At 74.4% G+C, this 24627-nt stretch carries 24 protein-coding genes; 12 read left to right on the plus strand and 12 right to left on the minus strand.

What is annotated here, in order from left to right:
* The first annotated feature begins 137 nt into the window (after positions 1 to 137).
* From ACIOJE_RS23090 to ACIOJE_RS23125, 8 genes are all read left to right on the plus strand, one after another.
* Positions 138 to 1952: an LCP family protein gene (locus ACIOJE_RS23090; RefSeq protein WP_280674062.1), complete on the plus strand. Its 1815-nt coding sequence runs from the start codon at positions 138 to 140 to the stop codon at positions 1950 to 1952.
* A gap of 140 nt (positions 1953 to 2092) precedes the next feature.
* A complete protein-coding gene (locus tag ACIOJE_RS23095; RefSeq protein WP_400778388.1) occupies positions 2093 to 2542 on the plus strand; it encodes an SRPBCC domain-containing protein in 450 nt (149 codons plus the stop codon).
* 181 nt (positions 2543 to 2723) lie between these two features.
* Complete coding sequence (locus ACIOJE_RS23100) at positions 2724 to 3524, plus strand: VOC family protein (protein ID WP_280674064.1); 801 nt, start codon at positions 2724 to 2726, stop codon at positions 3522 to 3524.
* 111 nt (positions 3525 to 3635) lie between these two features.
* A complete protein-coding gene (locus tag ACIOJE_RS23105; RefSeq protein WP_400778391.1) occupies positions 3636 to 4388 on the plus strand; it encodes an HAD family hydrolase in 753 nt (250 codons plus the stop codon).
* On the plus strand, positions 4385 to 6793 hold the full coding sequence (locus tag ACIOJE_RS23110) for a glycoside hydrolase family 65 protein (RefSeq protein ID WP_280674066.1): 2409 nt from the start codon (positions 4385 to 4387) through the stop codon (positions 6791 to 6793). Before ACIOJE_RS23105 ends, ACIOJE_RS23110 begins: the two co-directional genes overlap by 4 nt.
* Positions 6794 to 6953: 160 nt before the next feature.
* Entirely contained in the window at positions 6954 to 8666 is a 1713-nt protein-coding gene (locus tag ACIOJE_RS23115; protein ID WP_400778467.1) for a pyruvate dehydrogenase, read from the plus strand.
* Positions 8667 to 8737: 71 nt separating this feature from the next.
* Complete coding sequence (locus ACIOJE_RS23120; protein WP_280674068.1) at positions 8738 to 9370, plus strand: XRE family transcriptional regulator; 633 nt, start codon at positions 8738 to 8740, stop codon at positions 9368 to 9370.
* A 32-nt stretch (positions 9371 to 9402) separates the two neighbouring features.
* The gene (locus ACIOJE_RS23125; RefSeq protein WP_280674069.1) at positions 9403 to 9615 is read left to right on the plus strand and encodes a DUF6126 family protein; all 213 of its coding nucleotides are present in this window, start codon (positions 9403 to 9405) and stop codon (positions 9613 to 9615) included.
* Positions 9616 to 9633: 18 nt separating this feature from the next.
* Here the strand turns inward: ACIOJE_RS23125 and ACIOJE_RS23130 are convergent, their stop codons facing one another.
* Positions 9634 to 11061, minus strand: a complete 1428-nt coding sequence (locus ACIOJE_RS23130; protein ID WP_400778396.1) for a PLP-dependent aminotransferase family protein — start codon at positions 11059 to 11061, stop codon at positions 9634 to 9636.
* 153 nt (positions 11062 to 11214) lie between these two features.
* On the opposite strand from ACIOJE_RS23130, the gene ACIOJE_RS23135 reads away from it, so the two are divergent.
* Both ACIOJE_RS23135 and ACIOJE_RS23140 read left to right on the plus strand, forming a co-directional pair.
* Positions 11215 to 12099, plus strand: a complete 885-nt coding sequence (locus tag ACIOJE_RS23135) for a sigma-70 family RNA polymerase sigma factor (RefSeq protein WP_280674071.1) — start codon at positions 11215 to 11217, stop codon at positions 12097 to 12099.
* A gap of 101 nt (positions 12100 to 12200) precedes the next feature.
* Positions 12201 to 12887 (plus strand): alpha/beta fold hydrolase, encoded by a 687-nt coding sequence (locus tag ACIOJE_RS23140; protein ID WP_400778399.1) that lies wholly within the window; start codon positions 12201 to 12203, stop codon positions 12885 to 12887.
* A 7-nt stretch (positions 12888 to 12894) separates the two neighbouring features.
* On the opposite strand, the gene ACIOJE_RS23145 is transcribed toward ACIOJE_RS23140, so the two are convergent.
* The 3 genes from ACIOJE_RS23145 to ACIOJE_RS23155 all read right to left on the minus strand — a co-directional run bounded on the left by ACIOJE_RS23145 (position 12895) and on the right by ACIOJE_RS23155 (position 15040).
* On the minus strand, positions 12895 to 13815 hold the full coding sequence (locus ACIOJE_RS23145) for an undecaprenyl-diphosphate phosphatase (protein ID WP_400778401.1): 921 nt from the start codon (positions 13813 to 13815) through the stop codon (positions 12895 to 12897).
* A gap of 167 nt (positions 13816 to 13982) precedes the next feature.
* Entirely contained in the window at positions 13983 to 14171 is a 189-nt protein-coding gene (locus ACIOJE_RS23150; protein WP_400778404.1) for a hypothetical protein, read from the minus strand.
* 68 nt (positions 14172 to 14239) lie between these two features.
* Positions 14240 to 15040 (minus strand): NRDE family protein, encoded by an 801-nt coding sequence (locus ACIOJE_RS23155; RefSeq protein ID WP_400778407.1) that lies wholly within the window; start codon positions 15038 to 15040, stop codon positions 14240 to 14242.
* Between the two features lie 230 nt (positions 15041 to 15270).
* Between ACIOJE_RS23155 and ACIOJE_RS23160 the strand changes: the two genes are divergently transcribed.
* Both ACIOJE_RS23160 and ACIOJE_RS23165 read left to right on the plus strand, forming a co-directional pair.
* Positions 15271 to 15756, plus strand: coding sequence for a carboxymuconolactone decarboxylase family protein (locus ACIOJE_RS23160; protein ID WP_280674076.1), 486 nt, complete (start codon positions 15271 to 15273; stop codon positions 15754 to 15756).
* Positions 15757 to 15767: 11 nt separating this feature from the next.
* Complete coding sequence (locus ACIOJE_RS23165) at positions 15768 to 16577, plus strand: isocitrate lyase/phosphoenolpyruvate mutase family protein (protein WP_280674077.1); 810 nt, start codon at positions 15768 to 15770, stop codon at positions 16575 to 16577.
* Positions 16578 to 16666: 89 nt separating this feature from the next.
* Here ACIOJE_RS23165 and ACIOJE_RS23170 read toward each other — a convergent pair whose 3' ends face one another.
* The 8 genes from ACIOJE_RS23170 to ACIOJE_RS23205 all read right to left on the minus strand — a co-directional run bounded on the left by ACIOJE_RS23170 (position 16667) and on the right by ACIOJE_RS23205 (position 24605).
* Positions 16667 to 16924 (minus strand): hypothetical protein, encoded by a 258-nt coding sequence (locus ACIOJE_RS23170; RefSeq protein ID WP_400778411.1) that lies wholly within the window; start codon positions 16922 to 16924, stop codon positions 16667 to 16669.
* Positions 16925 to 16967: 43 nt separating this feature from the next.
* A complete protein-coding gene (locus ACIOJE_RS23175; RefSeq protein ID WP_400778413.1) occupies positions 16968 to 18074 on the minus strand; it encodes a cytochrome P450 in 1107 nt (368 codons plus the stop codon).
* Positions 18038 to 19486 carry a cytochrome P450 gene (locus ACIOJE_RS23180; RefSeq protein WP_400778416.1) on the minus strand — a complete coding sequence of 483 codons (1449 nt, stop codon included), beginning with the start codon at positions 19484 to 19486 and terminating at the stop codon, positions 18038 to 18040. The genes ACIOJE_RS23175 and ACIOJE_RS23180 overlap by 37 nt, the downstream gene beginning before the upstream one ends.
* The gene (locus tag ACIOJE_RS23185; RefSeq protein WP_400778470.1) at positions 19483 to 20073 is read right to left on the minus strand and encodes a GTP-binding protein; all 591 of its coding nucleotides are present in this window, start codon (positions 20071 to 20073) and stop codon (positions 19483 to 19485) included. The genes ACIOJE_RS23180 and ACIOJE_RS23185 overlap by 4 nt, the downstream gene beginning before the upstream one ends.
* Before the next feature lie 25 nt (positions 20074 to 20098).
* Positions 20099 to 20446: a DUF742 domain-containing protein gene (locus tag ACIOJE_RS23190; protein ID WP_280674081.1), complete on the minus strand. Its 348-nt coding sequence runs from the start codon at positions 20444 to 20446 to the stop codon at positions 20099 to 20101.
* Complete coding sequence (locus ACIOJE_RS23195; RefSeq protein ID WP_400778419.1) at positions 20443 to 20856, minus strand: roadblock/LC7 domain-containing protein; 414 nt, start codon at positions 20854 to 20856, stop codon at positions 20443 to 20445. The genes ACIOJE_RS23190 and ACIOJE_RS23195 overlap by 4 nt, the downstream gene beginning before the upstream one ends.
* Positions 20840 to 22114, minus strand: coding sequence for a sensor histidine kinase (locus ACIOJE_RS23200; protein WP_400778473.1), 1275 nt, complete (start codon positions 22112 to 22114; stop codon positions 20840 to 20842). The genes ACIOJE_RS23195 and ACIOJE_RS23200 overlap by 17 nt, the downstream gene beginning before the upstream one ends.
* Before the next feature lie 232 nt (positions 22115 to 22346).
* Positions 22347 to 24605: a SpoIIE family protein phosphatase gene (locus ACIOJE_RS23205; RefSeq protein WP_400778421.1), complete on the minus strand. Its 2259-nt coding sequence runs from the start codon at positions 24603 to 24605 to the stop codon at positions 22347 to 22349.
* Positions 24606 to 24627: the final 22 nt, after the last annotated feature.

A 24627-nucleotide genomic window follows, 5' to 3' on the forward strand; every position in this document is an offset into this window, starting at 1 on the left:
TAAATATGATCGGAAGCCACGTTGGTCGGTTTGTATCAACGTTCGTATGTGCAACCTGGGACCGGTTTCGGCCGTCTCCCTGTGTGCGGTGCGCCAGATCGTCCGGGGCGTCGCTTCCGTCGGTGAAAGGTACGCGCATGTCAGGTCAGTGGGGCGAGGGCCCGGCTCGGGGTGAGAACGAGCCCGGCGCGCTCACGACGGAGGGCGGCGGAGCCGTGCCGCCGCCGCGCACTGGCGGCCGGGCGGAGGCCCGGCGTGCCGCTCAGGGCAAGGGCGGCGGCCGGGGTGGCAAGGACGGCGGCCGGGACGGCGGCAAGGACGGCAAGGACGGCGGCCGGTCGGAGGCGGCGGCCGGCGGCGGCCGGGCGGCGGCGCGCAACAGCCGCAAGCCGAAGCGGAACGTGAAGAAGATCGTGGCGTGGTCGGCGGCCGGTGTGCTGGTGCTGATCGCGGGCGCCGGCGGGGCGATCTACTTCAAGCTGAACGCCAACATCAAGTCCTTCGACGGCGACGCGATAGCCACCGACCGCCCGCCGGAGGCGCAGGCGGACGCGGACGGCAACAAGCCGGTCAACGTGCTGCTGATCGGCTCGGACAGCCGCGGCAAGAACAACGCCGACCTCGGCGGCGGCGAGGACGGCGGCGCCCGCTCGGACACCACGATCCTGCTGCACGTCTACGCCGACCACAAGCACGCGGTGGGCATCTCGATCCCGCGCAACGCGATGGTCCAGATACCGTCCTGCAAGCTCCCCAACGGCAAGTGGACCAAGGGCGGCACCGACCTGTTCAACGCCGCGTTCTCGACCGGCGGCAGCGACGACGGCAACCCGGCCTGCACCCAGAACACGATCGAGAAGCTCACCGGGATCCGGGTCGACCACACCATCGTGGTCGACTTCAACGGCTTCGCCTCGATGACCAAGGCCGTGAACGGCGTCGACGTCTGCCTCCCGAAGGCGATCTACGAGGGGGACATCAACCCCAACCTGAAGAAGAAGGGCGACCTCGTCCTGCCGCAGGGCAAGCAGACCGTGGAGGGCCAGAAGGCGCTCGACTACGTGCGCCTGCGGCACGGCATCGGCGACGGCTCCGACATCGGCCGGATGAAGCGCCAGCAGGCCTTCCTCAGCTCGCTCGCCACCAAGGTCAAGAAGGACGGGCTGAGCCCCACCAACCTGCTGCCGCTGGCCGACGCCGCCACCAAGTCGCTGACCGTGGACCCGGGGCTGGCCTCCGCGGACAAGCTGCTCTCGTTCGGCCTGTCGCTGAAGAACATCGACATGCACGACCTCAAGTTCGTGACGGCACCCTGGCGTTACCGCACCCAGGACGCCAACATCGACCTGATCCAGCCGGACTCCAACAAGCTCTGGGAGACCCTCAAGGCGGACCGGACGATCGACGGGCAGAACGCCACCGGCCAGCAGCCGGACGCCCCCGCCAGCCCGGACGCCCAGACCGCGCCGCAGCAGGCCGCGCCCAGCACGCCCGCCGCACCGGCCGCGGACACCAGTAACGCGTCGATCAAGGTGGCGGTCTACAACGGGACGATCAACAACGGCCTGGCCGGCAAGGCGACCGAGCAGCTGAAGGCCGCCAAGTTCGCCGCCACCACGGCGGGCCAGGCGGCGAGCACCAAGTACAGGACCACCATGGTCGAGTACGGGGCCGGGCAGAAGGCGAACGCCGAGAAGGTCGCCGCGCTGTTCCCGGGCGCCAGCGTCGAGGCCGGCAACTCGCCGGGCGTGACCCTGATCGTCGGCAAGGACTTCGCCGCGGCCAACGGCGGCACGGCCCCCGGCGCGGGCGGCACGACCGGCGCGGCGGCGAGCGGTACGGCCACGGGCGCCCCGACGCCCCCGGCACCGCTGCCCACCACCGTCACCAACGACGCCCGCTCGGCGGACGACGACATCTGCGCGAACACCACCTACGGCAGCGGCGGCTGACCGCACCGTGACACGGGGACGACCCCCGGGCCGGCGCCCTCCAGGGCGCGGGGGCCCGGGGGTCGTGCCATGGTGGCCGGGAGAACCCGCGGAGGGGCCCGACACGGGGACGAGGGGGCGCGCACCGAAAGGCGGACCCCATGCCCGAGATCGCCCTGCAGATCGACGTCGCCGCACCCCGGGACGTCGTCCTCGCCGCGCTCAACACGCACGACGGGCTGACCAGCTGGTGGACCACCGCCGTGGACCGGGAGGGCGACGTCCTGCTGTTCGACTTCCCCGACGTCCCGGAGCCGTTCCGGCTGCGCCGCGAGCGGGCCGACCAGGACCGGGTGGTGTGGACCAACGCCGGGGCCTTCCCGCCGCACTGGGCCGGCACCTGGATCAGCTGGGACCTCGCCGACCAGCCCGACGAGCCCGGGCGCACCCGGCTGCTGTTCCGGCACGGCGGCTGGCAGCCGGGCAGCGAGGAGGGCGTCCCGATGGTCGCCGGCACCTGGGCCGAACTGCTGGTGCGGCTCAAGGACTACGTGCAGAGCGGCAAGGCGCAGCCGTACTTCGTCACGGCCCGGCGGCACGACGAGGCGTGAGCGGACGTGACCGTCGCCCGCCAGGGCGCCGTCCGGTGGCGGGATCGCGGCGGCGGGCCGATGGTGGCGGTGTACCGCCGTTCGCGCCGACGGCGGGCACCGGACGCCCGGCACCGGGCGGCCCCGGATCCGCCCGCCCCGGCGGCCACGCCGGCGACCACTGCCTTCGGGAGGCCCAGCAATGCCCGTAGTGACCGCTCCGTACAAGCCCGGCACCCCGTGCTGGATCGATCTGATGGCGAGCGACCAGCAGGCCGCGCTCGACTTCTACCGCGACCTGTTCGGCTGGCAGGGCGAGGTCGGGCCGGCCGAGTTCGGCGGCTACGCCGTGTGCATGCTCAACGGCAGGCCGGTCGCCGGGATCATGGCGCGGTCCGCGCCCGAGGGCCAGCCGCTGCCGCCCGTCAGCTGGACCACCTACCTCGCCTCGGACGACGCCGAGGCGACCGGCGCCGCCATCGCCGAGCAGGGCGGCACGATCCTCTACCCGGCGATGGACGTCGGCGTGATCGGCCGGATGCTGGTCGCCGCCGACCCGACCGGCGCGGTGTTCGGCGTCTGGCAGGCCATGGACTTCATCGGCGCGGGCGTGGTGAACGAGCCCGGCGCGCTGGTCTGGAACGAGCTCAACACCGCCGACACCGACGCCGCCGGCCGCTTCTACCGGCCGGCGCTGGGGCTGCGCCCGGCGACCATCCAGGGCATGGACGGCTACTTCTCGCTCAACGTCGGCGACCGCACGGTGGGCGGCATGCAGCCGATCCCCGGGTACCTGTCGGCGGGCACGCCCTCGCACTGGATGCCGTACTTCTCGGTGGACGACACCGACTCCACCGTGGACGCCCTGGTCAAGGCGGGCGGCTCGGTGATCCAGCCGCCGTTCGACATGCAGTCCGGCCGGATGGCGGTCGTCCAGGACCCGCAGGGCGCCGTGTTCGCGGTGGCGGAGGCCGCCGAGGCGCAGATGCCCGACTCGCCCTGACACCCGGCCGTAGCGCCAGGGGCACCCCGAGGGTGACCGGAAGTCGCCCTTCCCGCGACGCGCCGCCGGGAAATGGGCGGCTTCCCCGCGTTCGCGGGTAAGACTGCACCCATGCTGGGGCTACCGGACGACATCCGCGCTTTCCTCTTCGACCTCGACGGGGTCCTCACCCAGACCGCCAAGGTGCACGCCGCGGCCTGGAAGGACACCTTCGACACCTTCCTGCGCGCCGAAGCCGCCCGCACCGGCGGGCAGTTCGTCCCCTTCGACGCCCTCGCCGAATACGACGCCTACGTGGACGGCCGCCCGAGGCTCGACGGCACCCGGGCGTTCCTGCACAGCCGGGGCGTCGACCTGCCCGAGGGCACCGAGGCCGATCCGCCCAACGCCCGTACCGTGCACGGGATCAGCCGTGCCAAGAACGACACCGTGCTGCGGATGATCCGCGAGCAGGGCGTCCAGCCGTACGACGGCTCGGTGGCGTACGTGCACCGGCTGCGCGCGCTCGGGCTGCCCAGCGCCGTGGTGTCCTCCAGCGCCAACTGCCGGGACGTGCTGCGGGCGGCGGGCATCGCGGAGCTGTTCGACGTGATCGTGGACGGCGTCGTCGCGCGGCGCGAGGGCCTGCCGGGCAAACCCGCCCCCGACACCTACCTGTACGCCGCCCGCACCCTCGGCGTGGAGCCCGCGCACGCCGCCGTGTTCGAGGACGCGCTCGCCGGGGTGGCGTCCGGCCGGGCCGGCGGCTTCGGGGCCGTCGTCGGGGTGAACCGCACCGGCCAGGCCGCCGAACTGCGCCGGGACGGCGCCACCGTGGTCGTCGACGACCTCGCCGAACTGCTGCAGGAGGACGACGTCCGATGACCGGCGTGGACAACTTCACCGTCGACCCCTGGCAGATCGCCGAGCACGGCCTGGACTTCACCTCGATGGCCCGCGCCGAGTCGGTGCTCGCGCTCTCCAACGGCCACATCGGGCTGCGCGCCAACCTGGACGAGGGCGAGCCGCACGGCCTGCCCGGCACCTACCTGAACGGCGTCTTCGAGCTCCGCCCGTTGCCGTACGGCGAGGGCGGCTACGGCTACCCGGAGTCCAGCCAGAGCGTCATCAACGTGACCAACGGCAAGATCATCCGGCTGCTGGTCGACGACGAGCCCTTCGACCTGCGCTACGGCGAACTCGTCCGCCACAAGCGCTGGTTGGACTTCCGGGACGGGCTGCTGCACCGGGAGGCCGAGTGGACCTCCCCGGCCGGCCGGACCATCCGGGTGCGCTCCACCCGGCTGGTCTCGCTCACCCAGCGCGCGATCGCCGCCGTCGAGTACAGCGTCGAGGCGGTGGACGGGCCGGTGCGGATCGTGCTCCAGTCCGAGCTGGTCGCCAACGAGCAGCTGCCCGGCGGCCCCGAGGGCGACCCGCGGGCCTCGGCCGTCCTGGAGGCGCCGCTGCTGCCCGAGGTGCACCACGCGAGCGGCAGCAAGGCCGTCCTGGTGCACCGCACCCGCTACAGCGGCATCCGGGTCGCCGCCGGGATGGACCACGTCATCGAGGGCCCGGAGGAGCTCGACACCGTCGCCGAGGCCGAGGTCGACCACTGCCGGATCAGCGTCACCACCGTGCTCCGGCCCGGACAGCGGCTGCGGCTGGTCAAGTTGATGGCCTACGGCTGGTCCGCGACCCGCTCGCTGCCCGCCGTCCGGGACCAGGTGGAGGCCGCGCTGACCGCCGCCCGGTACACCGGCTGGGACGGCCTCGTCGCCGAACAGGCCGACTACCTCAAGGAGTTCTGGGAGACCAGCGACATCGAGATCGAAGGCGACGTCGAGCTCCAGCAGGCCGTCCGGTTCGCCGTCTTCCACGTCCTGCAGGCCGGCGCCCGCAGTGAGGAACGGGCCATCCCCGCCAAGGGGTTGACCGGTCCGGGCTATGACGGGCACAGCTTCTGGGACACCGAGACCTTCGTCCTGCCGGTGCTCACCTACTGCCTGCCCGGCGCCGTCAACCAGGCCCTGCGCTGGCGGCACACCACGCTCCCGCTGGCCCGTGAGCGGGCCTCCCAACTCGGCCTGGCCGGTGCGGTGTTCCCCTGGCGGACCATCCGCGGCGAGGAGTGCTCCGGGTACTGGCCGGCCGGCACCGCCGCCTTCCACATCGGCGCCGACATCGCCGCCGCCGTCGTCCGCTACGTCAGGGCCACCGGGGACGCCGAGTTCGAGCGCGCGTACGGGCTCGAACTGCTCGTGGAGACCGCCCGGATGTGGCGTTCGCTCGGCCACCACGACGTCGCCGGGAAGTTCCGCATCGAGGGCGTCACCGGCCCGGACGAGTACAGCGCCGTCGCCGACAACAACGTGTACACCAACCTGATGGCGCAGGCGAACCTGCGGGCCGCCGCCGAGGCCGCCGCCCGCCACCCGCACGAGGCCGGCGAACTCGGCGTCGACACCGAGGAGACCGCCGCCTGGCGGGACGCCGCCGCCGCGATGTACGTCCCCTACGACGAGGACCTCGGCGTCCACCCGCAGGCCGACGGCTTCACCCACCACCAGGTCTGGGACTTCGAGCGCACCCCGCCCGAGAAGTACCCGCTGCTGCTGCACTACCCGTACTTCGACCTGTACCGCAAGCAGGTGGTGAAGCAGGCGGACCTGGTGCTCGCCATGCAGGTCCGCGGCGACGCCTTCACCGACGAGCAGAAGGCCCGCAACTTCACCTACTACGAGCGCCTCACCGTCCGCGACTCCTCGCTCTCCGCGTGCACCCAGGCGGTGATCGCCGCCGAGGTCGGCCAGCTCGACCTCGCGTACGACTACACGGCCGAGGCGGCGCTGATGGACCTGCAGGACCTGGGCGGCAACACCCGCGACGGGCTGCACATGGCCTCGCTCGCCGGTGCCTGCATCGCCCTGGTGGCCGGCTTCGGCGGGCTGCGCGACCACGGCGAGACGCTGTCCTTCCGGCCCCGGCTGCCGGCCGGGCTGATGAAGCTCGGCTTCTCGCTGATGGTCCACGGGCAGCTGCTCGGCGTCCAGATCACCCACGACGGGACGACGTACACGCTGCGCCGCGGCGAGGTGCTCCACCTGCGGCACGACGGCGAGGCGGTGCAGGTGAAGGCCGGGGCGCCGGTCACCCTGCCGACCACGGTGCCGCCGGCGCAGGAGCGGTGCGGCCAGCCGCCCGGCCGCGAGCCCGCGCGGCGGCAGGCGCAGGCGGGCCTGGTCAGCGGCAAGGTCGGGCAGGGGGCGGACCACCTGGCGGCGGAGTAGCCGGTTCACCTGTTCGGGCCCGCTCCGGGTGCGGAGCGGGCCGGGGCGCCGGAGGGTGCAGGTGTCCTGCGGCAGCCGGCGGCCTCGGTCCTGAGCGCCCGGCGGCGAGCGGCGATCGGCCGGCGAATGGAGAGCACCCGTGGCGAGCGTGGCCGAACAGATGGTGGAGGTGCTCCGGCAGGCCGGGGTCGAGCGGGTCTACGGGGTGGTCGGCGACAGCCTCAACCCGGTCGTGGACGCGATCCGGCGGGCCGAGGGCATCAGCTGGGTGCACGTGCGCAACGAGGAGGCCGGTGCCTTCGCGGCCGCCGCCGAGGCCGAACTCAGCGGTCGGCTCGCGGTCTGCGCCGGGTCCTGCGGGCCCGGCAACACCCACCTCATCCAGGGCCTGTACGACGCCCAGCGCAGTGGCCTGCCGGTGCTGGCGCTCGCCTCGCACATCCCGTCCGGGCAGATCGGCACCGGCTTCTTCCAGGAGACCCACCCGGAGCGGGTGTTCACCGACTGCAGCACCTGGTGCGAGATGCTCTCCACCCCCGCCCAGCTGCCCCGGCTGCTGCGGATCGCCATCCAGCACGCGCTCGGCTCGCACGGCGTCTCGGTGTTCGCCTTCCCCGGGGACGTCGCCGCGCTCCCCGCCGCCGGGCCGACCGGGACGAGCCACTTCCTCACCGAGCAGGCCGTCGCCGCGCCGCCCTGGTCCCAGGTGCAGGAGCTGGCCCGGCTGCTCAACGCGGCCCGCAAGGTGGCACTGTTCTGCGGCGCGGGGGTGCGCGGGGCGCACAGCGAGGTGATGGCGGCCGCGCAGGCGCTGAACGCGCCGGTCGGGCACTCGCTGCGCGGCAAGGAGTGGATCCAGTACGACAACCCGTACGACGTCGGCATGAGCGGCCTGCTCGGCTACGGCTCCTGCCACGAGGCCCTGCACTCCGCCGACCTGGTGCTGCTGCTCGGCACCGACTTCCCGTACGACTCCTTCCTGCCGCAGGTGCACACCGTCCAGGTCGACCACGACGCCACCCGGCTCGGCCGCCGCACCGCGCTGGAGCTGGCCGTCCACGGCGACGTCGCCGCCACCCTGCGGGCCGTCCTGCCGCTGCTGGACGCCCGGCAGGACCGCTCCTTCCTCGACGAGATGCTGCGCAAGCACTGCCGGGCGCTGGAGGGCGTGGTCGGCGCCTACACCCGGGACATCGAGAAGCACCTGCCGATCCACCCCGAGTACGTCGCCTCGGTGCTCGACGAGGTGGCCGCCGACGACGCGGTGTTCACCGTGGACACCGGCATGAACAACGTCTGGGCCGCCCGCTACCTCCAGCCCAACGGCCGCCGCCGGGTGATCGGCTCCTTCCTGCACGGCTCGATGGCCAACGCCCTGCCGCACGCCATCGGCGCCCAACTGGCCTGCCCCGGGCGGCAGGTGATCGCGATGGCCGGCGACGGCGGGATCGGCATGCTGCTCGGCGAACTGCTGACGGTGGCCAAGCACCGGCTGCCGGTGAAGACCGTCGTCTTCAACAACGGGGCGCTCGGCATGATCAAGCTGGAGATGCTGGTCTCCGGCTACCCGGAGTTCGAGATCGACAACGGGGACGTCGACTACGCGGGGATCGCGCGGGCGATGGGCATCCCGGCCAAGCGGGTCACCGAGCCGGCGAGGGTCCGGGAGGTGCTGGCGGAGGCGTTGGCACAGCCCGGGCCCGCCCTGGTGGACGTGGTCACCGACCCCAACGCGCTGTCCATCCCGCCGCGCATCACGGCCGCCCAGCTGAAGGGCTTCGCGCTGGCGGCCGGGCGGACGGTGCTCTCCGGAGGGGTCGGGCGGATGGTCGACCTGGCCCGCAGCAACCTGCGCAACATCCCGCGCCCGTGAGGCCTGCACGGTTCTCTTGCCTCTGAGGCAAATTTCTTGCCCGAGCGGCACGGCGGGTGTCCACTGGTCACATGACCACCAGCCCGACCGGGGACGCCGCCCCGGGAGACCGGCTCGACGACCAGGAGGTGGCCGGCCTCGCCGCCCGCCTCCGGGAACACCGGCTCAGCAGTCGCCTGACCCTCGAAGTCGCCTCCGCGCGGGTCGGACTCTCCCCAGCCTATCTGTCCCGGCTGGAGACCGGCCGCCGCCAGCCCTCCCTGCCCGTCCTGCTCGGCCTCGCCCGCGCCTACGGCACCTCCGTCTCCGGCCTGCTCGGCGAGACCATGGCCGAACCCGACCCGGTCGTCCGCGGCGGCGCCATCGAGCCCGGCCGCGCCGGCGGCTGGGGCTACCGCCGCGCCGGCGCCCCCGGCCGCGCCATGCAGGCGCTGCGCGTCCACGTGCCCCCGGGCGTGCAGGACGCGGTGGTCCGGGTCCACCCCGGCGAGGAGTGGCTGTACGTCCTGCAGGGCCGGCTCAGGCTGACCCTCGGCGACCGGGTCCACCACCTCGACGTCGGAGACTCCGCCCACTTCGACTCGCTCACCCCGCACTGCATCGCCGCGGACGCGCCGGACGGCGTCGAACTGCTCTTCGTCCACACCCTGCTGCAGAGCCCCGGCGGTGAACTCTGCCTCGGCGGCCCCGCCGCGAACCACTGACCCTTCGTCAGAACCCTTGGAGGAGATCCCTCATGGCCGATCCCACCACCCCCGTCCAGGCCGCCACCGCGGCCGCTGAGGCCGCCGCCCCGGCCCCCGTCGCGAAGCCCGCCGCGAAGACCATCGACGCCGGCAAGTGGGCCAACCGCCGCGTCGGCATCCGCCTGGTCATCTACACCGCCGGCATCCACGCCTTCGCCGGCTTCATCATGCTGCTGTTCGAGCTGGGCAACCGCAACAAGTAGCCGTTCACCGTCCGGCGTTCACCTCTCGCGCAGCAGCTCGCACAGGGCGTCCAGCGCGGCCTGGAAGGCGTGCTCGGGCGGGGTGGCGTAGCCGATCACCAGGGCCGGGGCGGCGTCCGGAGCGGGCGCGGACCGGTCCGCGAGGTGCCAGGACAGGCCGTTGACGGCCAGTCCGGCGGCCCCGGCACGGGCCAGCAGCTCGGCCTCCGGCGTGGAACCGGGCGGCAGTTGGAGCACGGCGTGCAGCCCGGCGGCGATACCGGTGACCCGGACGTGCGGGGCGTGCTCGGCGAGGGCGGCGACCAGCCGGTCGCGCCGGCGCCGGTAGTGCAGGCGGCAGCGGCGGACGTGCCGGTCGTACGTCCCGGACGTGATCAGCTCGGCGAGGGTCAGCTGGTCGAACACCGGGGACATCGTGTCGGCCAGCGACTTCAGCCGGGCCACCGGCTCGACCAGCGCGTCCGGCAGTGCCAGCCAGGCCAGCCGCAGGCCCGGCGCGAGGCTCTTGGCGGCCGTCCCCGCGTACACCACCCGCTCCGGGTCGAGCGCCTGCATCGCGCCGACCGGCTGCCGGTCGTAGCGGAACTCGCCGTCGTAGTCGTCCTCGACGACGTACCGGTCCTGCTCGCGCGCCCAGCGCACGGCGGCGGCCCGGCGGTCGGCGGCCAGTGGCGCGCCGGTGGGGAACTGGTGGGCGGGGGTGAGCAGCACGGCGCCGCAGCGGGCGTCGAGCCGCTCGACCCGGGCGCCCGCCCCGTCCAGCGGCAGCGGGACGGTGGCCAGCCCGGCCGCCCGGGCGACGTCGTGCTGCGGCGGCAGCCCGTACTCCTCGACCGCGAGGGCGTGGGCGCCGCGCTCCCGCAGGGCGGCGCAGAGCAGGCCCAGGCCCTGGGCGACGCCGGTGCAGATCAGCAGGTGGTCGGGGTCGGTGCGGACGCCGCGGACCCGCGCCAGGTAGTCGGTGAGCGCCTGCCGCAGCTCGATCCGGCCGAGCGGGTCGCCGTAGCCGAGGGCCTCGTGCGGCGCGGTGGCGAGGGCGCGCCGGGCGGCGGCGAGCCAGGCGGTTCGGGGGAAGAGCGAGAGGTCGGGCCGGCCGGCCATCAGGTCGTGCCGGACGGTCCGGTGCTCCGCCGCCGGACGGGCGGTCCGCCGCCCCGGGCCGGGCGTGGTCCGCTGGGCGACGGTGGTGCCGGAGCCCTGCCGGGAGGTGAGCCAGCCCTCCGCGGTGAGCTGCCCGTACGCCTCGACCACGGTGTTGCGGGCGATCCCGAGGTCCTCGCCGAGGGCCCGCGAGGACGGCAGTCGGGTGCCGGGCGCGAGCCGCCCGTCCTGGACGGCCTCGCGCAGCGCGTCCTCCAGGGCGGCCCGCAGCCCGGCACCGGCGGCGCGCCGCTCGGTGAGGTCCAGGTGCAGGTCGCCGCCGAAGGAGGTCCAGGAGCTGCTCATGGGGGCCGTTCTGTACGGGGGCGGTCGCGGGTCCGTCCCCCGGATTATCCCGCGGGCGGCGGTCCGGCCGCCGGGCGGTGGTCACGGTCCGCGCCGCTTCGTCGGCTAGCGTCCGTCACTGAACCGACGGATCCCGACGCGAGGATGTGACAGGTGAGCGAGGAAAGTCTTCTGGCCGAGCGCTTCGAGGCGGAACGGGCCCAACTGCGGGCGGTGGCCTACCGGATGCTGGGTTCACTCGCCGAGGCGGAGGACGCGGTGCAGGAGGCCTGGCTGAAGCTGAGCCGCACCGAGGTGAGCGGGGTGCGGAACCTCGGGGCCTGGCTCACCACGGTCGTCGGCCGGGTCTGCCTGGACCAGCTGCGCTCCCGCACCTCGCGCCGGGAGGACCCGCTGCCCGAGCAGGAGGGGCAGGTCCGGCTGCCGGACCCGGTGGTCAGCGGGCTGTCGACGCTGGACCCGGTGCACGAGGTCCTGGTCGCGGACTCGGTCGGGATCGCGCTGATGGTCGTCCTGGACACCCTCGGCCCGGTCGAGCGACTGGCCTTCGTCCTGCACGACCTGTTCGAGGTGCCCTTCGACGAGATCGCGCCGATCCTCGGACGCACCTCCGCCGCCACCCGGCAGCTGGCCAGCCGCGCCCGCCGCCGGGTCCAGGGCGCGACCCCGGCCGCCGACTCCGACGTCGCCCGCAAGCGCGAGGTGGTGGACGCCTTCCTGCGCGCCGCGCGCGGCGGCGACTTCGAGGCGCTGCTCGCCGTCCTCGACCCCGAGGTGGTGGCCCGCTCCGACGGCGGGGCGCTCGTGCCGAGCGCGCTGCGCCGCGGCGCGGCCGAGGTGGCCGGCCAGGCGATCGCCTTCGCCCGCTTCGCCGCCGACGGTCGGCCGGTCCTGGTCAACGGCTCGCCCGGCGTGGTCTCCTTCGCCGACGGCCGCCCGCTCTCGGTCATGTCCTTCACGATCCACGACGGCCGCATCACCGCCCTGGACGTCCTCACCGACCCGACCCGGCTGGCCGCCCTGGGCCTCACCGGCTGACCGTCCGACCCGGGCCTCCCGGCCCGGCCGTCCCGATCGGGCCCGTCCGGCACCCCGCCGGACGGGCCCGGTTGCCACACCCGCGCGCTACCGTGCCGCCCATGGCGAACTTTGTACTGGTGGCGGGTGCGTGGCTCGGCGGGTGGGCGTGGGACGAGGTCGCGGCGGAGCTGCGGGCGGCGGGGCACGGGGTGCATCCGCTGACGCTGTCCGGGCTGGCGGAGAAGCGGGGAGGGCCGGCCGGGCAGCACACGCACGTGGCGGACATCGTGTCCGAGGTGGAGCGGCTCGACCTGCGGGACGTCGTCCTGGTAGGGCACAGCTACGCGGGCATCCCGGCGGGGCAGGCCGCGGCGCGGATCGGGGCCCGGCTGACCAGGGTGGTCTTCGTGGACGCCAACGTGCCGGTGGTCGGCGAGTCCTTCGCCGACCAGGGGGCGGAGCCGACCGCGCTGGCGGCGGCGGTCGCGGCGAACGGCGGGTTCTGGGCGCCGCTGCCCGCCGCCGAGTTCGCCGACCAGGGGCTGACGACGGGGCAGATCGCCCGGATCGTCGCCGGGATGACCCCGCACCCGGGCGCCTCGCTGACCGAACCGGCCGTGCTGGCACGCCCGTTGGGGGAGCTCCCGGCGACGTACGTGAAGTGCCTGCTGGACTGGCCGGAGCCGCCGCCGGTGGTGGTCGAGCTGCTCGGGAGCGAGCGGTGGCGGCTGGTGGAGCTGGCCACCGGGCACTGGCCGATGTTCTCGCAGCCGGTGGAACTCGCCCGCGTCCTGGCGCAGTCGTGAGAGCCGGTCAGACCGACAGGTAGACCGCGCTGCCGACGCCGGCCAGGAAGCAGTAGACCGCGAACGGCGCCAGGCTGCGGGTCTCGAAGTACTTGGTGAGGAAGCGCACCGAGACGTAGCCGGCCACGAAGGCGGCGATGCTGCCGGCGACGACCGGGCCGAGGACGGCGGAGTTCTCCGGCTTGAACAGCTCGGGGACCTTCAGCACCGAGGCGGCCAGGATGACCGGGGTGGCGAGCAGGAAGGAGAACCGGGCGGCGTCCTCGTGGTGCAGGCCGCGCAGGATGCCGGCGCTCATGGTGACGCCGGAGCGGCTGATGCCGGGGAAGAGCGCGAGGATCTGGGCGGCGCCGATCCAGGCGCCCTGGACGAAGCTGAGCCGGGCCAGTCGGTGGTCGGAGGCGATCGCCGGGTCCAGTCCCGGTTCCTCGCCCGCCGGGGCGGCGCGCCCGGCGCGTCGGCGGCCGGTGCCGCCGCGCTTGAGCCGCTCGGCGCCGAGCAGCACCAGCCCGTTGAGGGCGAGGAAGATCGCGGCCGGGACGGGCTTGCCGAGCGCGGCCCGCAGCGCCTTCTCCAGGGCGAGGCCCGCCACGCCGACCGGGATGGTGGAGATCACGAGCAGCCAGGCCAGCTTCTCGTCCCGGCTCTGCACCCGGCGGTGGCGGAGCGAGCTGAGCAGGCCGCCGATCACCCGGACCCAGTCCTTGCGGAAGAACGCCACCAGCGCGAGCGCGGTGGCCAGGTGCAGGCCGACCAGGACGGCGAGGTACGAGGAGCCCTCGGCGGTCATGTCGAGGTCCTGCTGGATCTTCCCGCCGATGAGGGCGGGGAGCAGGATGCTGTGGCCCAGGCTGGAGACCGGGAAGAGTTCCGTCACACCCTGCAGCAGGCCGACGCCTATCGCTTCCGGGTAGGTCAGGGTGGACATCGCGCACCTTCGCTCGGGGGGTCTGAATCCGGGGGAGCCCCCGCGAAGCTACTACGGGCATGTAGACGCCCGGCAGCCCCGCCGCCAGAAGTTCATCGAGCGGACGTCTGGCCGCCACTGCCACCGCCATTGCCACCGCCACCGGCCCCGGCACCGGTCAGTCGCCGTCAGCCGCCCGTCGCGTGCACGATCCGGGCGAACGTGATCAGCAGGTGCACCCCGGCGGCCGGCAGCGCCGTGGACGACACCGTCCAGTGCGTGGCGCCGCTGAGCAGCAGGACGGCGGTGGCGGCCAGCGCGGTGCCGGTCACCGGCAGGACGGCCGACACCAGTACGGCCAGGCGGGAGCGGTTCATCGTGGGCCTCCTCGGGCGTCGACGGGTGCCCACGATGCCGCCTCCCGCTGCGTCAGGTTCAAGTGCTTCTACGACGCCCCGGCGGCTCGGCCGAGCGCCACCCGCCGCCACGCCCCGCCGTCGGCGGCCACCGGCGCGGGGGCGAAGTCGTAGCGCAGCCCCTCCGGCCCGAGGGCGAGCAGGGAGATCGAGGAGGAGCCCCAGATCCGCCCGTCGCCGAAGTCCCGCCGCTGGATCAGCGCCGCGTCGTCGTCCAGCGCCAGCCCGTCGCCCGCGACGATCGGCAGCCACGCGCCCCAGGCCTGCCCGGCCGGCCCGTCGCCGGTCGGTTCCGGCCGGGGCGCAGCCGCGAGGCGGGCCCGGAAGTGGTCGGCGCGGGCGGCCATCAGCGAGCGGACCCGCTCGGAGGCGGTCCGGTTCGCGGCCATGCCCTCCAGCCCGTCGTTGAGCACCACGCTGAGGCCCGGCGGCAGTTCGTGCTCCTCCAGCCGGCCGCCGTCCCAGCCGGCGACCCGGGCTCCGTCCGGCCGGACCAGGACGAGGTGGAAGGGGTCGTAGGGGGTGAGGTCGAGGTGGCCGATCCCGCCGTCCCGGACGGCGGTGAGCGGCAGTTCGCCGCGGGAGAGCCGGGCGTGGGCGGGGGCGGGCGGGCCGAAGCCGTTCAGCAGGCAGGCGGCGACCCGCCGGGCGGGGTCGGCGGCCAGCCAGGTGCCGCCGGCGGCGAGGTCCAGTCCGCCGACCAGGCCGGGCCGGTCCGGCCAGTGGTGCTCCGGCGGCAGCCAGGCCCGCCCGAGGTACTCGTCCCGGACGGAGAGGAGCAGCACCGGCACGGCCGCCCCCGGTTCGATGCTGACGAACGCCGTACACACGATCCTGGCCCCCTGAGCTCGCTCGGCGGGGACGCTCGCGGTGGTGCCCCCGCCGTCGATCCTCGCACTCCTGTTCGCGTGCCGGGAGTGCGGGTGCGCGCCCGGGGCCTCCCCTTTCCGCGCCCGCCGTGCCACACTCGGCGGACGGCCGGGCGCGGGCCGAAGTGGCCCAGGGTTTCGCGGCCCGAATGCACCAGGGAAGAGGTCCACCCGGCTCCTAGGCTGGACTCATGACGACGAACGAGCATGTGACGACCGAAGCCACCGTCCCGGCCCCCGCCCAGCGCCTCTCGCTGTTCAGCCTGGCCCCCGACTACTACCAGGCCATGGTCGCGGTGGACCGCACCTCCCGGCAGGGCATCGATCCCACGATCGCCGAGCTGGTCAAGGTGCACGCCTCCATGATCAACGGCTGCGCCTTCTGCATCGACATGCACTCCACCGACGCCGTGAAGAACGGCGAGCGGGACCACCGGCTGCTCTCCCTCCCGGCCTGGCGCGAGACCTCCTGGTTCACCGCCCGGGAGCGGGCCGCGCTGGCCCTCACCGAGTCGGTCACCCTGCTGACCCAGGGCCACGTGCCGGACGCCGTCTACGCCGAGGCGGCCGCCCAGTTCGACGAGACCGAGCTGGCCCAGCTGATCGCGCTGATCGCCACCATCAACGCCTGGAACCGGATCGGCGTGGCCTCCCGGCTCAGCCCGGCCGCGAAGTGAGGCGCGCGGACGTGGGCACCCAGCAGGAGCGGGCCCGGCTGCTCCGGGACCTGCACCGCCCGGGCGACCCGCTGGTGCTGGCGAACGTGTGGGACGCGGCGAGCGCCCGCCTGGTGGCGGCCGCCGGGGCCCGGGCGCTGGCGACGGCCAGCGCGAGCGTCTCCTGGTCGCTCGGCAGCCCGGACGGCGGCGGCGCCGACCGCGAGCAGGTGCTGGCGCGGACCGCGCAGGTGGTCCGCGCGGTGGACCTGCCGGTCACCGCGGACCTGGAGAGCGGCTACGCGGCGACCGCCGCCGGGGTCGGCGAGACCGTCACCGCGCTGCTCGCCACCGGCGCGGTCGGGGTGAACCTGGAGGACGAGGAGCGCCCGCTGGAGGAGGCCGCCGAGCGGATCGCGGCGGCCCGGGCGGCGGCGGACGCCTTCGGTGTCCCGGCCTTCGTCAACGGCCGCACGGACGTGTTCCTGCGCGGGCTGGGCGCGCCGGAGGGCCGGCTGGACGAGGCTGTCCGCCGACTGCGGGCGTACGTCGAGGCGGGCGCGGACGGCGTGTTCGTGCCCGGCGTGGCCGACCCGGAGACGATCGCCGCCCTGGTCGCGGCCGTCCCGGCGCCGCTGAACGTGCTGGCCGCCCCAGGCACCCCGTCGGTCGCCGAGCTGGCCGAGCTCGGGGTGGCCCGGATCAGCCTCGGACCGGGCCTGGCCAAGGTGGCGTACGCGGCGGTCCGCCGGGCCGCCGAGGAGGTGTACGCGAGCGGCACGTACACCGCCCTCGACGGCGGGTTGACCTACCAGGAGCTGAACGGACTCTTCCGGGGCTGACCCGGGCTGACCCGGGACGGCCTGGGACGGCCGGACGGCTGACCGTACGGGGGTCGGTCGGTCCGGTCCGGTCGTCCCAGGCCCCGGCCTCAGCCGAGCTGCCCGCCGAGGCCCGGGTGGCTCATCTGGTTGGTGCCGACGGCCTCCACCTCCTGGGCGGCGTGGCCGACCACCGGCAGCTCGCCGGCGGCGTGGACGGCGAGGTCGGCCGGGGAGAGGTTGAGGCCATCGGTGAGGCCCCCGGTGGCGTCCGGGGAGCTCGCGGTCTGCGTGGTGGCGGACGCCGCCGGGGCGGCGAGCGCGAGGCCCGCCATGGTGAGGGCGGCCAGGGTGGCGAGTTTCTTCATGCACTGCCGAACGACCCGGGCCGCCTTCAGGTAACCGGACGGCTCAGACCGTCACCCGCAGGGTTCGCACGCTGTTGCTGATGAAGGAGCCGATCGGCTCCGGCGTTTCGCCCTCGGCGAGGGCCAGCCCGGGGAACCGCCCGAACAGGTGCCGCAGCGCGGTCTCGGCCTCCAGCCGGGCCAGCCCGGAGCCGAGGCAGAAGTGCGGGCCGTGGCCGAGCGACAGGTGCCGGTTGGGCTGCCGGGTGATGTCGAAGCGGTCGGCGTCCGGGTAGTGCGCGGCGTCCCGGCCGACCGCCGCGTACGAGGCGAGCAGCGCCTCGCCGCGCCGGATCACCACGTCCCCGACCTCGATGTCCTCGGTCGCGTAGCGCAGCGGGAACTGGCCGACCGGCGAGTCGTAGCGCAGCGTCTCCTCGACGACCGCCGACCACGACTGCTCGCCGGACAGCACCAGCCGCAGCTGGTCGGGGTGGGCGAGCAGGGCCCGGACGGCGTTGGTGATCAGGTTGAGCGTGGTCTCGTGCCCGGCGACCAGCATCAGCAGCAGGGTGCCGACCAGTTCGGCCTCGCTGAGCCGGTCCCCGGCCTCGCGGGCGGAGATCAGGTCGGTGGTGAGGTCGTCCCCGGGCTCGGCCCGCTTGGCCGCCACCACGGAGGCCAGCAGCGCGTACAGGGCCTGCTGCGCGGCCGCGGCCGCGGCCGGCGTGGCCGAGCTGGAGACCAGGGTGTCGGACAGCTCGTGCAGTTCGTCCTGCTGCTCCAGCGCCAGGCCGAGCAGTTCGCCGATCACCTGCATCGGCAGCGGGTAGGCGAAGTGCTCGCGCAGGTCGAACGCGCCGTCCAGCTCGGCGACCTCGTCGAGCAGCGCGACGGTGCGGGCCTCGATCGCGGGCGCCAGGTCGGCTATGCGGCGCGGGGTGAAGGCCTGGCTGACCAGGCCGCGCAGCCGCCGGTGGTCCTCGCCGTCGGCGGTGACCATGCCGGGCACGGTGACGAAGTTGAGCAGCGGCCAGCCCTCGGGCAGCCGGCCCTCCCGGAAGGTCGTCCACAACTGGGCGTTCTTGCCCACCCGGGGGTCGGCGAGCAGCGCCTGCAGGGTGTCGTGGTGGGCTATCGCCCAGACCACCACCCCGCCAGGGAGCTCCACCAGGACCGCGGGGCCGGCCGCCCGGAGGAGGGCGTTCTCGCGGTGCTGGTCGCGTCCGAAGGGGTCGAGTCTGACGGGCTCGGGTCGGGGGTCGACGGCGGTGTCCATGCGGGCCTCTCGGGGGCTGGCGGGCGGGGCGGGGTGAAGGCGCTGTACAGCACGGGCAGGCCGAGCAGGGCCCGTGACCAGGGGGACGGGCGCCAGCCCAGATCGTGCGGCGGGACGGCGAGTTGGAGGTCGGGCAGGCGGTGCAGCAGGGTCTCGACGGCGGTCTCGACGATGATCCGGGCCGGGTGCTGGGCCGGGCAGACGTGCCGTCCGGCGCCCCAGGCGAGGTGGGCCCGGTTGCCGCCGAGCGAGCCCTGCGCGGCCGAGGCGAGGCCCTGGGCGGCCGGGTCGGCGTTGGCCGCGGCCAGGCCGAGGACGAGCATGTCGCCGGCGCTGATGTACTGGCCGCCGAGGACGGTGTCGCCGGTGGCCCAGCGGCCCGGGAAGTTCTGCGTCGGCGGGTCGCGCCAGAGCACCTCCTCCAGCGCGTCGGAGACGGTGAGCCGCCCGCCGGTGAGGGTGGCCCGGAACCGGCGGTCGGTGAGCAGCAGCCGCAGCGTGTTGCCGGTCCAGTTGATGGAGGTCTCGTTGCCCGCGACCAGCATCACCACCAGGTGGTGCACCGCCTCCTCGTCGGTGAGCGCGGCCGGGTGGGCGAGCAGCCAGGACGTGAGGTCGGCGCTGGGGGCGGCCCGGCGGCGCCGGACCAGGTCGACCAGGATCGCCTGGAACTCGGCGCTGGCGCGCACCGACTTCGGGCCGCTGTCCACGAAGTGGCTGATCAGCTCGACCAGGTGGGGCCCGGCCTCGCGGGGCAGGCCGACCAGCTGGGTGAAGACCAGCAGCGGCAGCGGGCGGGCGTACTGGGCGATCAGGTCGGCGGTGCCGTCCGGGCCCCAGCTGTCGATGAGGTCGTTGGCGCAGGCCTCGGTGGTCTCGCGCAGCTGCCGGTGGTCGATCTGGGCGAGGGTGTCCGAGACGGCGGCGCGCAGTCGCTGGTGCTCGGCGCCGTCCAGGCTGAGCAGCGTCGGCCGCCAGGAGGTCATCGGCAGCAGCCGGGAGTCGGGGGCCAGCCGGCCCTCGGCGGGCACCCGCCAGCGGCGCGAGTCCTTGGAGAACAGCGCCTCGTTGCGGGTGAGTTCGAGCAGTTCGGCGTAGCCGAGGACGAGCCAGGCCTCGACCCCGGGCTCCAGCTCGATCGGCGCGACCGGGCCGTAGCGCCGGCGCAGCTCGGCGTACAGGCCGTGCGGGTCCTCCGCCACGGCGGCGCCGTACAGCGGGGTCAGCGGGACGCCGACGGGCAGGCCGCCGCCGTGCGGGACCGGGCAGCCGGGGGAGGCGGTGCCGGGTTCGGGCGCGGTCATCCCTGGGGCTCCAGGAGCGAGCTGCGGTGCAGGTGGTCCACGAAGTCGATCAGCAGGTCGTAGGACTGCCGCCGGTCGCGGGCGTCGCAGTGCAGGATCGGTACCTCCGGCAGCAGGTCGAGCGCCGAGCGCAGCTCGTCCTCGGGGTAACTCGGCGTGTCCGGGAAGGTGTTGACCGCCACGGCGAAGGGGATCCGCTGCTCCTCCAGGCGGCCGAGCACGTCGAAGCTCTCGTCCGGGCGGCGCAGGTCGACCATGGCGATGGCGCCGAGCGCGCCGCGCGACAGGTCGTCCCAGAGCGGCCGGAACCGCTGCTGCCCGGGCGTGCCGAACAGGTACAGCGCGAGCCGGGGGTTGAGCGTGATCCGGCCGAAGTCCAGCGCGACCGTGGTGGTGGTCTTGTCGCCGCGGCCGGTGAGGTCGTCGATGCCGCTGCTGGCGGCGGTCATCGTCTCCTCGGTGCGCAGCGGGGTGATCTCGCTGAGCGAGCCGACCAGCGTGGTCTTGCCGACCCCGAACGGGCCGGTGACCAGGATCTTCACCGCGCCCTGGACCGAGGACGGCAGGTACCTCGGCTCGGCGGGCAGGCCGGAGGTGGCCTCGGGGGCGGCTTCAGCGGAGTTGGCGGAGGCCAACGAGCACCTCTTCCAGAAGGGTTGCGGGCAGGCGTTCGGCCTGCGGAACGGGCGGGAGCACCTGGACGGCGCCGAGGTCCCAGAGGTCGCCGACCAGCACCTTGACGACGCCGAGCGGCAGCCCCAGGTGGGCGGCCACCTCGGCGATGGACAGCAGGCTGTGGCAGAGCGTGAGGATGCGCCGGTGCTCCCGGTTGAGCAGCGCGTGCTCGGGCAGTTCCGGCGCCTCGGCCGACGCGCTGACCAGGCTTTCGATGGCCAACTCGGCCCGGGTCGACCGGCTGCGGCCGCCGGTGATGACGTAGGGGCGGACGGGCCCGCTCACCGGTGGCCCCCCGCCGCGTGGTCGACCCGCGGCGGGCTGGTGAGGTGGCTGCCGATCCGTTCGACCAGGACCTGCATCTGGTACGCGACCAGGCCGGCGTCCACCGACTCGCTGGTCACCACGGCCAGGTGCGCGCCGGCCCCGGCGGCGACGATGAACAGGTAGCCGCCGCCGTACTCGACGATGATCTGGCGGGTGGTGCTGCCCGGGCCGCCGAAGCCGGTCGCGACGCCGCGGGCCAGCGACTGAAGTCCGGAGCAGGCGGCGGCGAGCCGTTCGGCGTCCTCGCGCGCGATGTTCGCGCTGCGGCCGATCTCCAGACCGTCGTTGGAGACGACGACGGCGTGCTGGACCTGGGGGACGTTGACGATGTCTGCGAGCAGCCAGCCGAGATCAGGGGTGGTGGTCATGGAACTCTCCGGAGCGCTGGGGAAGTCGGGGGGAAGCGGGCAGGGAAGGGTCGGGCTGGGCCTGGGCCCGGGCGGCCGATCGGCCGCTGGCGGTCCCGGCCTGGAACATCGCCATGAACGCCTGCGCATCCCGGGCCGAGCGGTACGGCGGTTCGGGCGGCGGTGCGGGAGAGGCGTGCTGGGCGGGGCGGTTGGCGCGGTCGCGCCGGTGGCTCCGGCGGGGCAGCGGCGGCGGGGTGCCGGCGGCCGCGGGGGGTCGGCCGGTCGGCGGGGTCTCCACCAGGGGGTGTTCGGCGGCGTGTCCGGTCGGCCGGGGGCCGGCGCCGAACGCCCGGTCGTCCAGGCCGAAGCCGAGGCCGGGGACGGTGGGCGGCAGCGGCTCGGTGAGCAGGGCGTTCGGCAGCAGCACGACGACGCGGACGCCCCCGTACGGCGAGGGCGCCGAGCTGAGGGTGACCCGGAACCCGTACTGCTCGGCCAGCCGGCCGACCGCGGCCAGGCCCAACTGCGGCACCTCGCCGAGCCGGGAGACCTCCAGGCTGGTGCCGCCGGCCAGCGCGGCGGCGGCCTTGGCGACGGCCTGTTCCGGCATGCCGACGCCGCCGTCGTCGATCTCGATGACGGCGCCGTTGTGCACCGGCATCAGGGTGACGAACACCTGGGTGCTGGGCGGGGAGTAGCGGGTGGCGTTGTCCAGCAGCTCGGCGATGGCGTGGATCAGCGCCTCGGCGGCCGCGCCGACCACCGCGGTCTCGATCCGGCTGCGCACCACCACCCGCTGGAACGGCAGGATGCGGGACTGGGCGCCGCGCACGACGTCCTCCAGCGAGACCGGCTCGGGCCAGTGCCGTCCGGCCCGGGCGCCGCACAGGACGGCCAGGGTCTGGGCCAGCCGGGCCTGTTGGGCGGCGGCGTGGTCGGCCTTGAGCAGGCCCTCCAGCAGCGCCGGGTCGTCGTGGGTGCGCTCCATCTCGTCGAGCAGGGCCTGCTGGTCGTGGGCCATGACGAGGATGCGGCGGGCGACGCTGAGGAAGGCCCGCTGGGTGGAGGCGGTGAGCTCCTGCTCCTGCTGGACGGCGGCCAGTTCGGCGCCCCGGCGGGAGAGTTCGGCGCCGAGCTGCTCCTGGAGCCGGGCGAGGTCGCGCCGCAGCCGGTCGGCGCGGCGGCGCTGGGTGACGGACACGGCGCGGTACCGCGCGGCGGCCACGAGGGCGAGGGCGGCGAGCACGCCGGTTGCCGTTGCGCACCACTGAGTCATCGTCACGCCGCGAATTCTAGGGTGATGATCCTACGAAGGTGTGAACGGATCTCGCCAAGTGACCGGATCTCGTCAATATCCAGTCAATACGGCGTCAAACCGGCGCCGTTCGACCGCGATCCGGACGGCCTGCGGGTCTTCGGTCCCGGTGGGGGCCCTGAGGCCCGAGGTCCGGGAGAGACGGGGATGGCCGAGTCCCGTCCTGGGATGTGTGGGGCGCGTGTGCACGGTGTCACGGAAGAGGCGACGTCCGGTGCAGGAGCAGCAGCGCCACGTCGTCCGGCCGGGACCGCCGCTCGGTCACGTTCAGCGTGAGCAGGTCGGCCAGCCGCTCCAGCGCGGGCGCCGCACCGATCCGGGCCGGGCCGGTCTGCCGGGCCCACAGCTCCAGCCCGCCGAGCATCCGCTGCACCGACTCGTCGTAGTCCTCCTCGCGGTCCTCGACCAGGCCGTCGGTGTACACCAGCAGCGTCTCGCCGACCGACAGCCGGTCGACCGCCAGCGGGTACGGCTGCCCCGGGTCCACGCCCAGCGGCGGCCCGCCCGGCAGGTCCAGCTCGGCGGCCTTGGCGTCCGCGATCCGCACCGGCGCCGGATGCCCGGCCCGGGCCGCGGTCAGCGCGCCGTCGGTCGGGTCCAGGGTCAGGTAGAGGCAGGTCGCGAACAGCTCGGTGTCCAGCTCGGTCAGCAGCCGGCTGGTCCGGGCCAGCGTGGCGGCCGGATCGTGCCCGTCCGTCGCGTACGCCCGCAGGCCGCTGCGCAGCTGGCCCATCACCGCCGTCGCCTCCGCGTTGTGGCCCTGGACGTCGCCGATCACCAGCCCGATCCGGTCGTCCGGCAGCTTCAGCAGGTCGTACCAGTCGCCGCCGATCTGCATGCCCTCGGTGCTCGGCAGGTAGCGGGCGGCGCTGGCGATGCCGGACAGCCGGGGCAGGGTACGCGGCAGCATCGCGCGCTGCAGCTCGGTGGCGCGGTGCAGGTGGGTGTCGTACAGCCGGGCCCGCTCCAGGGACTGCGCGAGGATCCCGGCGAAGGCCGAGTACAGGGTGCGGTCCTCCCGGCTGAACACCCGCTCGGTGGCGAAGGTGATCAGGCAGGAGCCCACCTGCCGCCCGGAGGCGACCAGCGGCAGCACCGCCCAGGCGGCCGGGGTGAGCGGGCCGTGCCGGACCCGGCCCGCGCCGGGCTCGCTGAACAGCGGGGCGGAGCGGGTCAGCGCGTGCTGCATCACGTCCTCGGAGAGGTCCGCCAGGCGGGTCAGCTCGGTGCGGCGCGGCCCGCCGTACACGGTGTGCGAGACGGGCAGCAGCCGGCCCTCGTCCACCAGGTCCAGCACGATGCTGGCGGCGCCGAAGGTGGGGCGGGCGACGTCGGTGACGGCGGTGGTGACGTCCCGGACGGTCACCGCCCGCGACAGCGCCCGGGTGAGCGCGAGCAGCAGCGCCGTCCGGGCCCCGGCGGGGGTGCCGCGCTGCTCTCGGTTCTGCTCCCGGCCCTGCTCCCGGCTCTGCGCGCGGCTCTGTTCTCGGTCGGTGAGGAGCCCGGCGACCCGGACCGGCCGGTCGTGGACGTCCAGCATCACCTCGCCGGTCTCCTCGATCCGCGCCACCTTGCCGCCCCGGCGCAGCACCCGGTACTCGATCCGGTACCGCCCGCCGGTGGCGAGCGCCTCGGCGAGCGCGGCCTGGACGTCCGGCAGGTCCTCGGGGTGGACGATCCGGTCCAGCTCCGGGGCGGAGCCGTCGGCGGTGGCGGGCTGGCCGGTGACCTGGAACGCCGCGGCGTCCCAGTAGCTCTCCCCGGTGACCAGGTCGCGTTCGAAGGCACCGTGCCCGGCGGCCCGGACGGCGAGCGACAGCATCGGGTGGGCCAGCCCGGCGGGGAGGCTCCCGTCCCCGTCCTGCGGCGTCTCGGCCGGGCCCCGGGGTATTCGGGCGTCCGCGTGGTCGAGCAGGTGGGACAGCCGGTGGGCGCAGGCCTCGCCGATGGTCTCCAGGACGTCCAGGTCGCGGTGGGGGACGGTGCCCCGGTGGGCCAGCGCGAGGGAGAGGACGCCGACCGGCCGCTCGTCGACGATCATCGGCAGGGTGATCACGGCGACCATTCCGGTGCCCATGCCGGCGTTCTTGTTCGGGTAGTCGATGCTGGTGTGCTCGGGGCTGAGCAGGTACGGGCGGCGCAGCCGCAGGGCCATCGCGGCGGGCAGGTCACTGGCCGGATCGACGGTGCTGTAGCGCTCGTGGGCCCAGTCCGGAAGCCCGTGCGAGGCGGTCAGCCGGAGCATTCCGACGGAATCCAGCAGGTAGAGCGCGGATCCCTCGCCGGTGATCCAGCCCGGGCCCTCGGCGAGGACGGTGCCGAGCAGGTCGGCGGCGGTGGTGCAGCCGAGTAATAAGCGCACACAGCGCATGGCGCTGCGGGCGGTGGGACTGCTGCGCGGCGTCCGGCTCTCGTCCTCGGAGGGGGAGGCCCACGGCGAGGTCAGGTCCATCGGGATACCCGGCCTTTCCGCT

Origin of the sequence: Kitasatospora sp. NPDC087861, assembly GCF_044742585.1 — a bacterium.
Taxonomy (GTDB): Bacteria; Actinomycetota; Actinomycetes; order Streptomycetales; family Streptomycetaceae; genus Kitasatospora.

Coding starts and splice junctions, on each gene's coding strand:
- ACIOJE_RS23095 (WP_400778388.1), top strand. CDS start 2,093: ATGCCCGAGATCGCCCTGCAGATCGACGTCGCCGCACCCCGGGACGTC.
- ACIOJE_RS23200 (WP_400778473.1), bottom strand. CDS start 22,114: ATGACTCAGTGGTGCGCAACGGCAACCGGCGTGCTCGCCGCCCTCGCC.
- ACIOJE_RS23150 (WP_400778404.1), bottom strand. CDS start 14,171: ATGAACCGCTCCCGCCTGGCCGTACTGGTGTCGGCCGTCCTGCCGGTG.
- ACIOJE_RS23170 (WP_400778411.1), bottom strand. CDS start 16,924: ATGAAGAAACTCGCCACCCTGGCCGCCCTCACCATGGCGGGCCTCGCG.
- ACIOJE_RS23180 (WP_400778416.1), bottom strand. CDS start 19,486: ATGACCGCGCCCGAACCCGGCACCGCCTCCCCCGGCTGCCCGGTCCCG.
- ACIOJE_RS23110 (WP_280674066.1), top strand. CDS start 4,385: ATGACCGGCGTGGACAACTTCACCGTCGACCCCTGGCAGATCGCCGAG.
- ACIOJE_RS23145 (WP_400778401.1), bottom strand. CDS start 13,815: ATGTCCACCCTGACCTACCCGGAAGCGATAGGCGTCGGCCTGCTGCAG.
- ACIOJE_RS23130 (WP_400778396.1), bottom strand. CDS start 11,061: ATGAGCAGCTCCTGGACCTCCTTCGGCGGCGACCTGCACCTGGACCTC.
- ACIOJE_RS23105 (WP_400778391.1), top strand. CDS start 3,636: ATGCTGGGGCTACCGGACGACATCCGCGCTTTCCTCTTCGACCTCGAC.
- ACIOJE_RS23205 (WP_400778421.1), bottom strand. CDS start 24,605: ATGGACCTGACCTCGCCGTGGGCCTCCCCCTCCGAGGACGAGAGCCGG.
- ACIOJE_RS23115 (WP_400778467.1), top strand. CDS start 6,954: ATGGTGGAGGTGCTCCGGCAGGCCGGGGTCGAGCGGGTCTACGGGGTG.
- ACIOJE_RS23125 (WP_280674069.1), top strand. CDS start 9,403: ATGGCCGATCCCACCACCCCCGTCCAGGCCGCCACCGCGGCCGCTGAG.
- ACIOJE_RS23160 (WP_280674076.1), top strand. CDS start 15,271: ATGACGACGAACGAGCATGTGACGACCGAAGCCACCGTCCCGGCCCCC.
- ACIOJE_RS23100 (WP_280674064.1), top strand. CDS start 2,724: ATGCCCGTAGTGACCGCTCCGTACAAGCCCGGCACCCCGTGCTGGATC.
- ACIOJE_RS23090 (WP_280674062.1), top strand. CDS start 138: ATGTCAGGTCAGTGGGGCGAGGGCCCGGCTCGGGGTGAGAACGAGCCC.
- ACIOJE_RS23195 (WP_400778419.1), bottom strand. CDS start 20,856: ATGACCACCACCCCTGATCTCGGCTGGCTGCTCGCAGACATCGTCAAC.
- ACIOJE_RS23140 (WP_400778399.1), top strand. CDS start 12,201: ATGGCGAACTTTGTACTGGTGGCGGGTGCGTGGCTCGGCGGGTGGGCG.
- ACIOJE_RS23120 (WP_280674068.1), top strand. CDS start 8,738: ATGACCACCAGCCCGACCGGGGACGCCGCCCCGGGAGACCGGCTCGAC.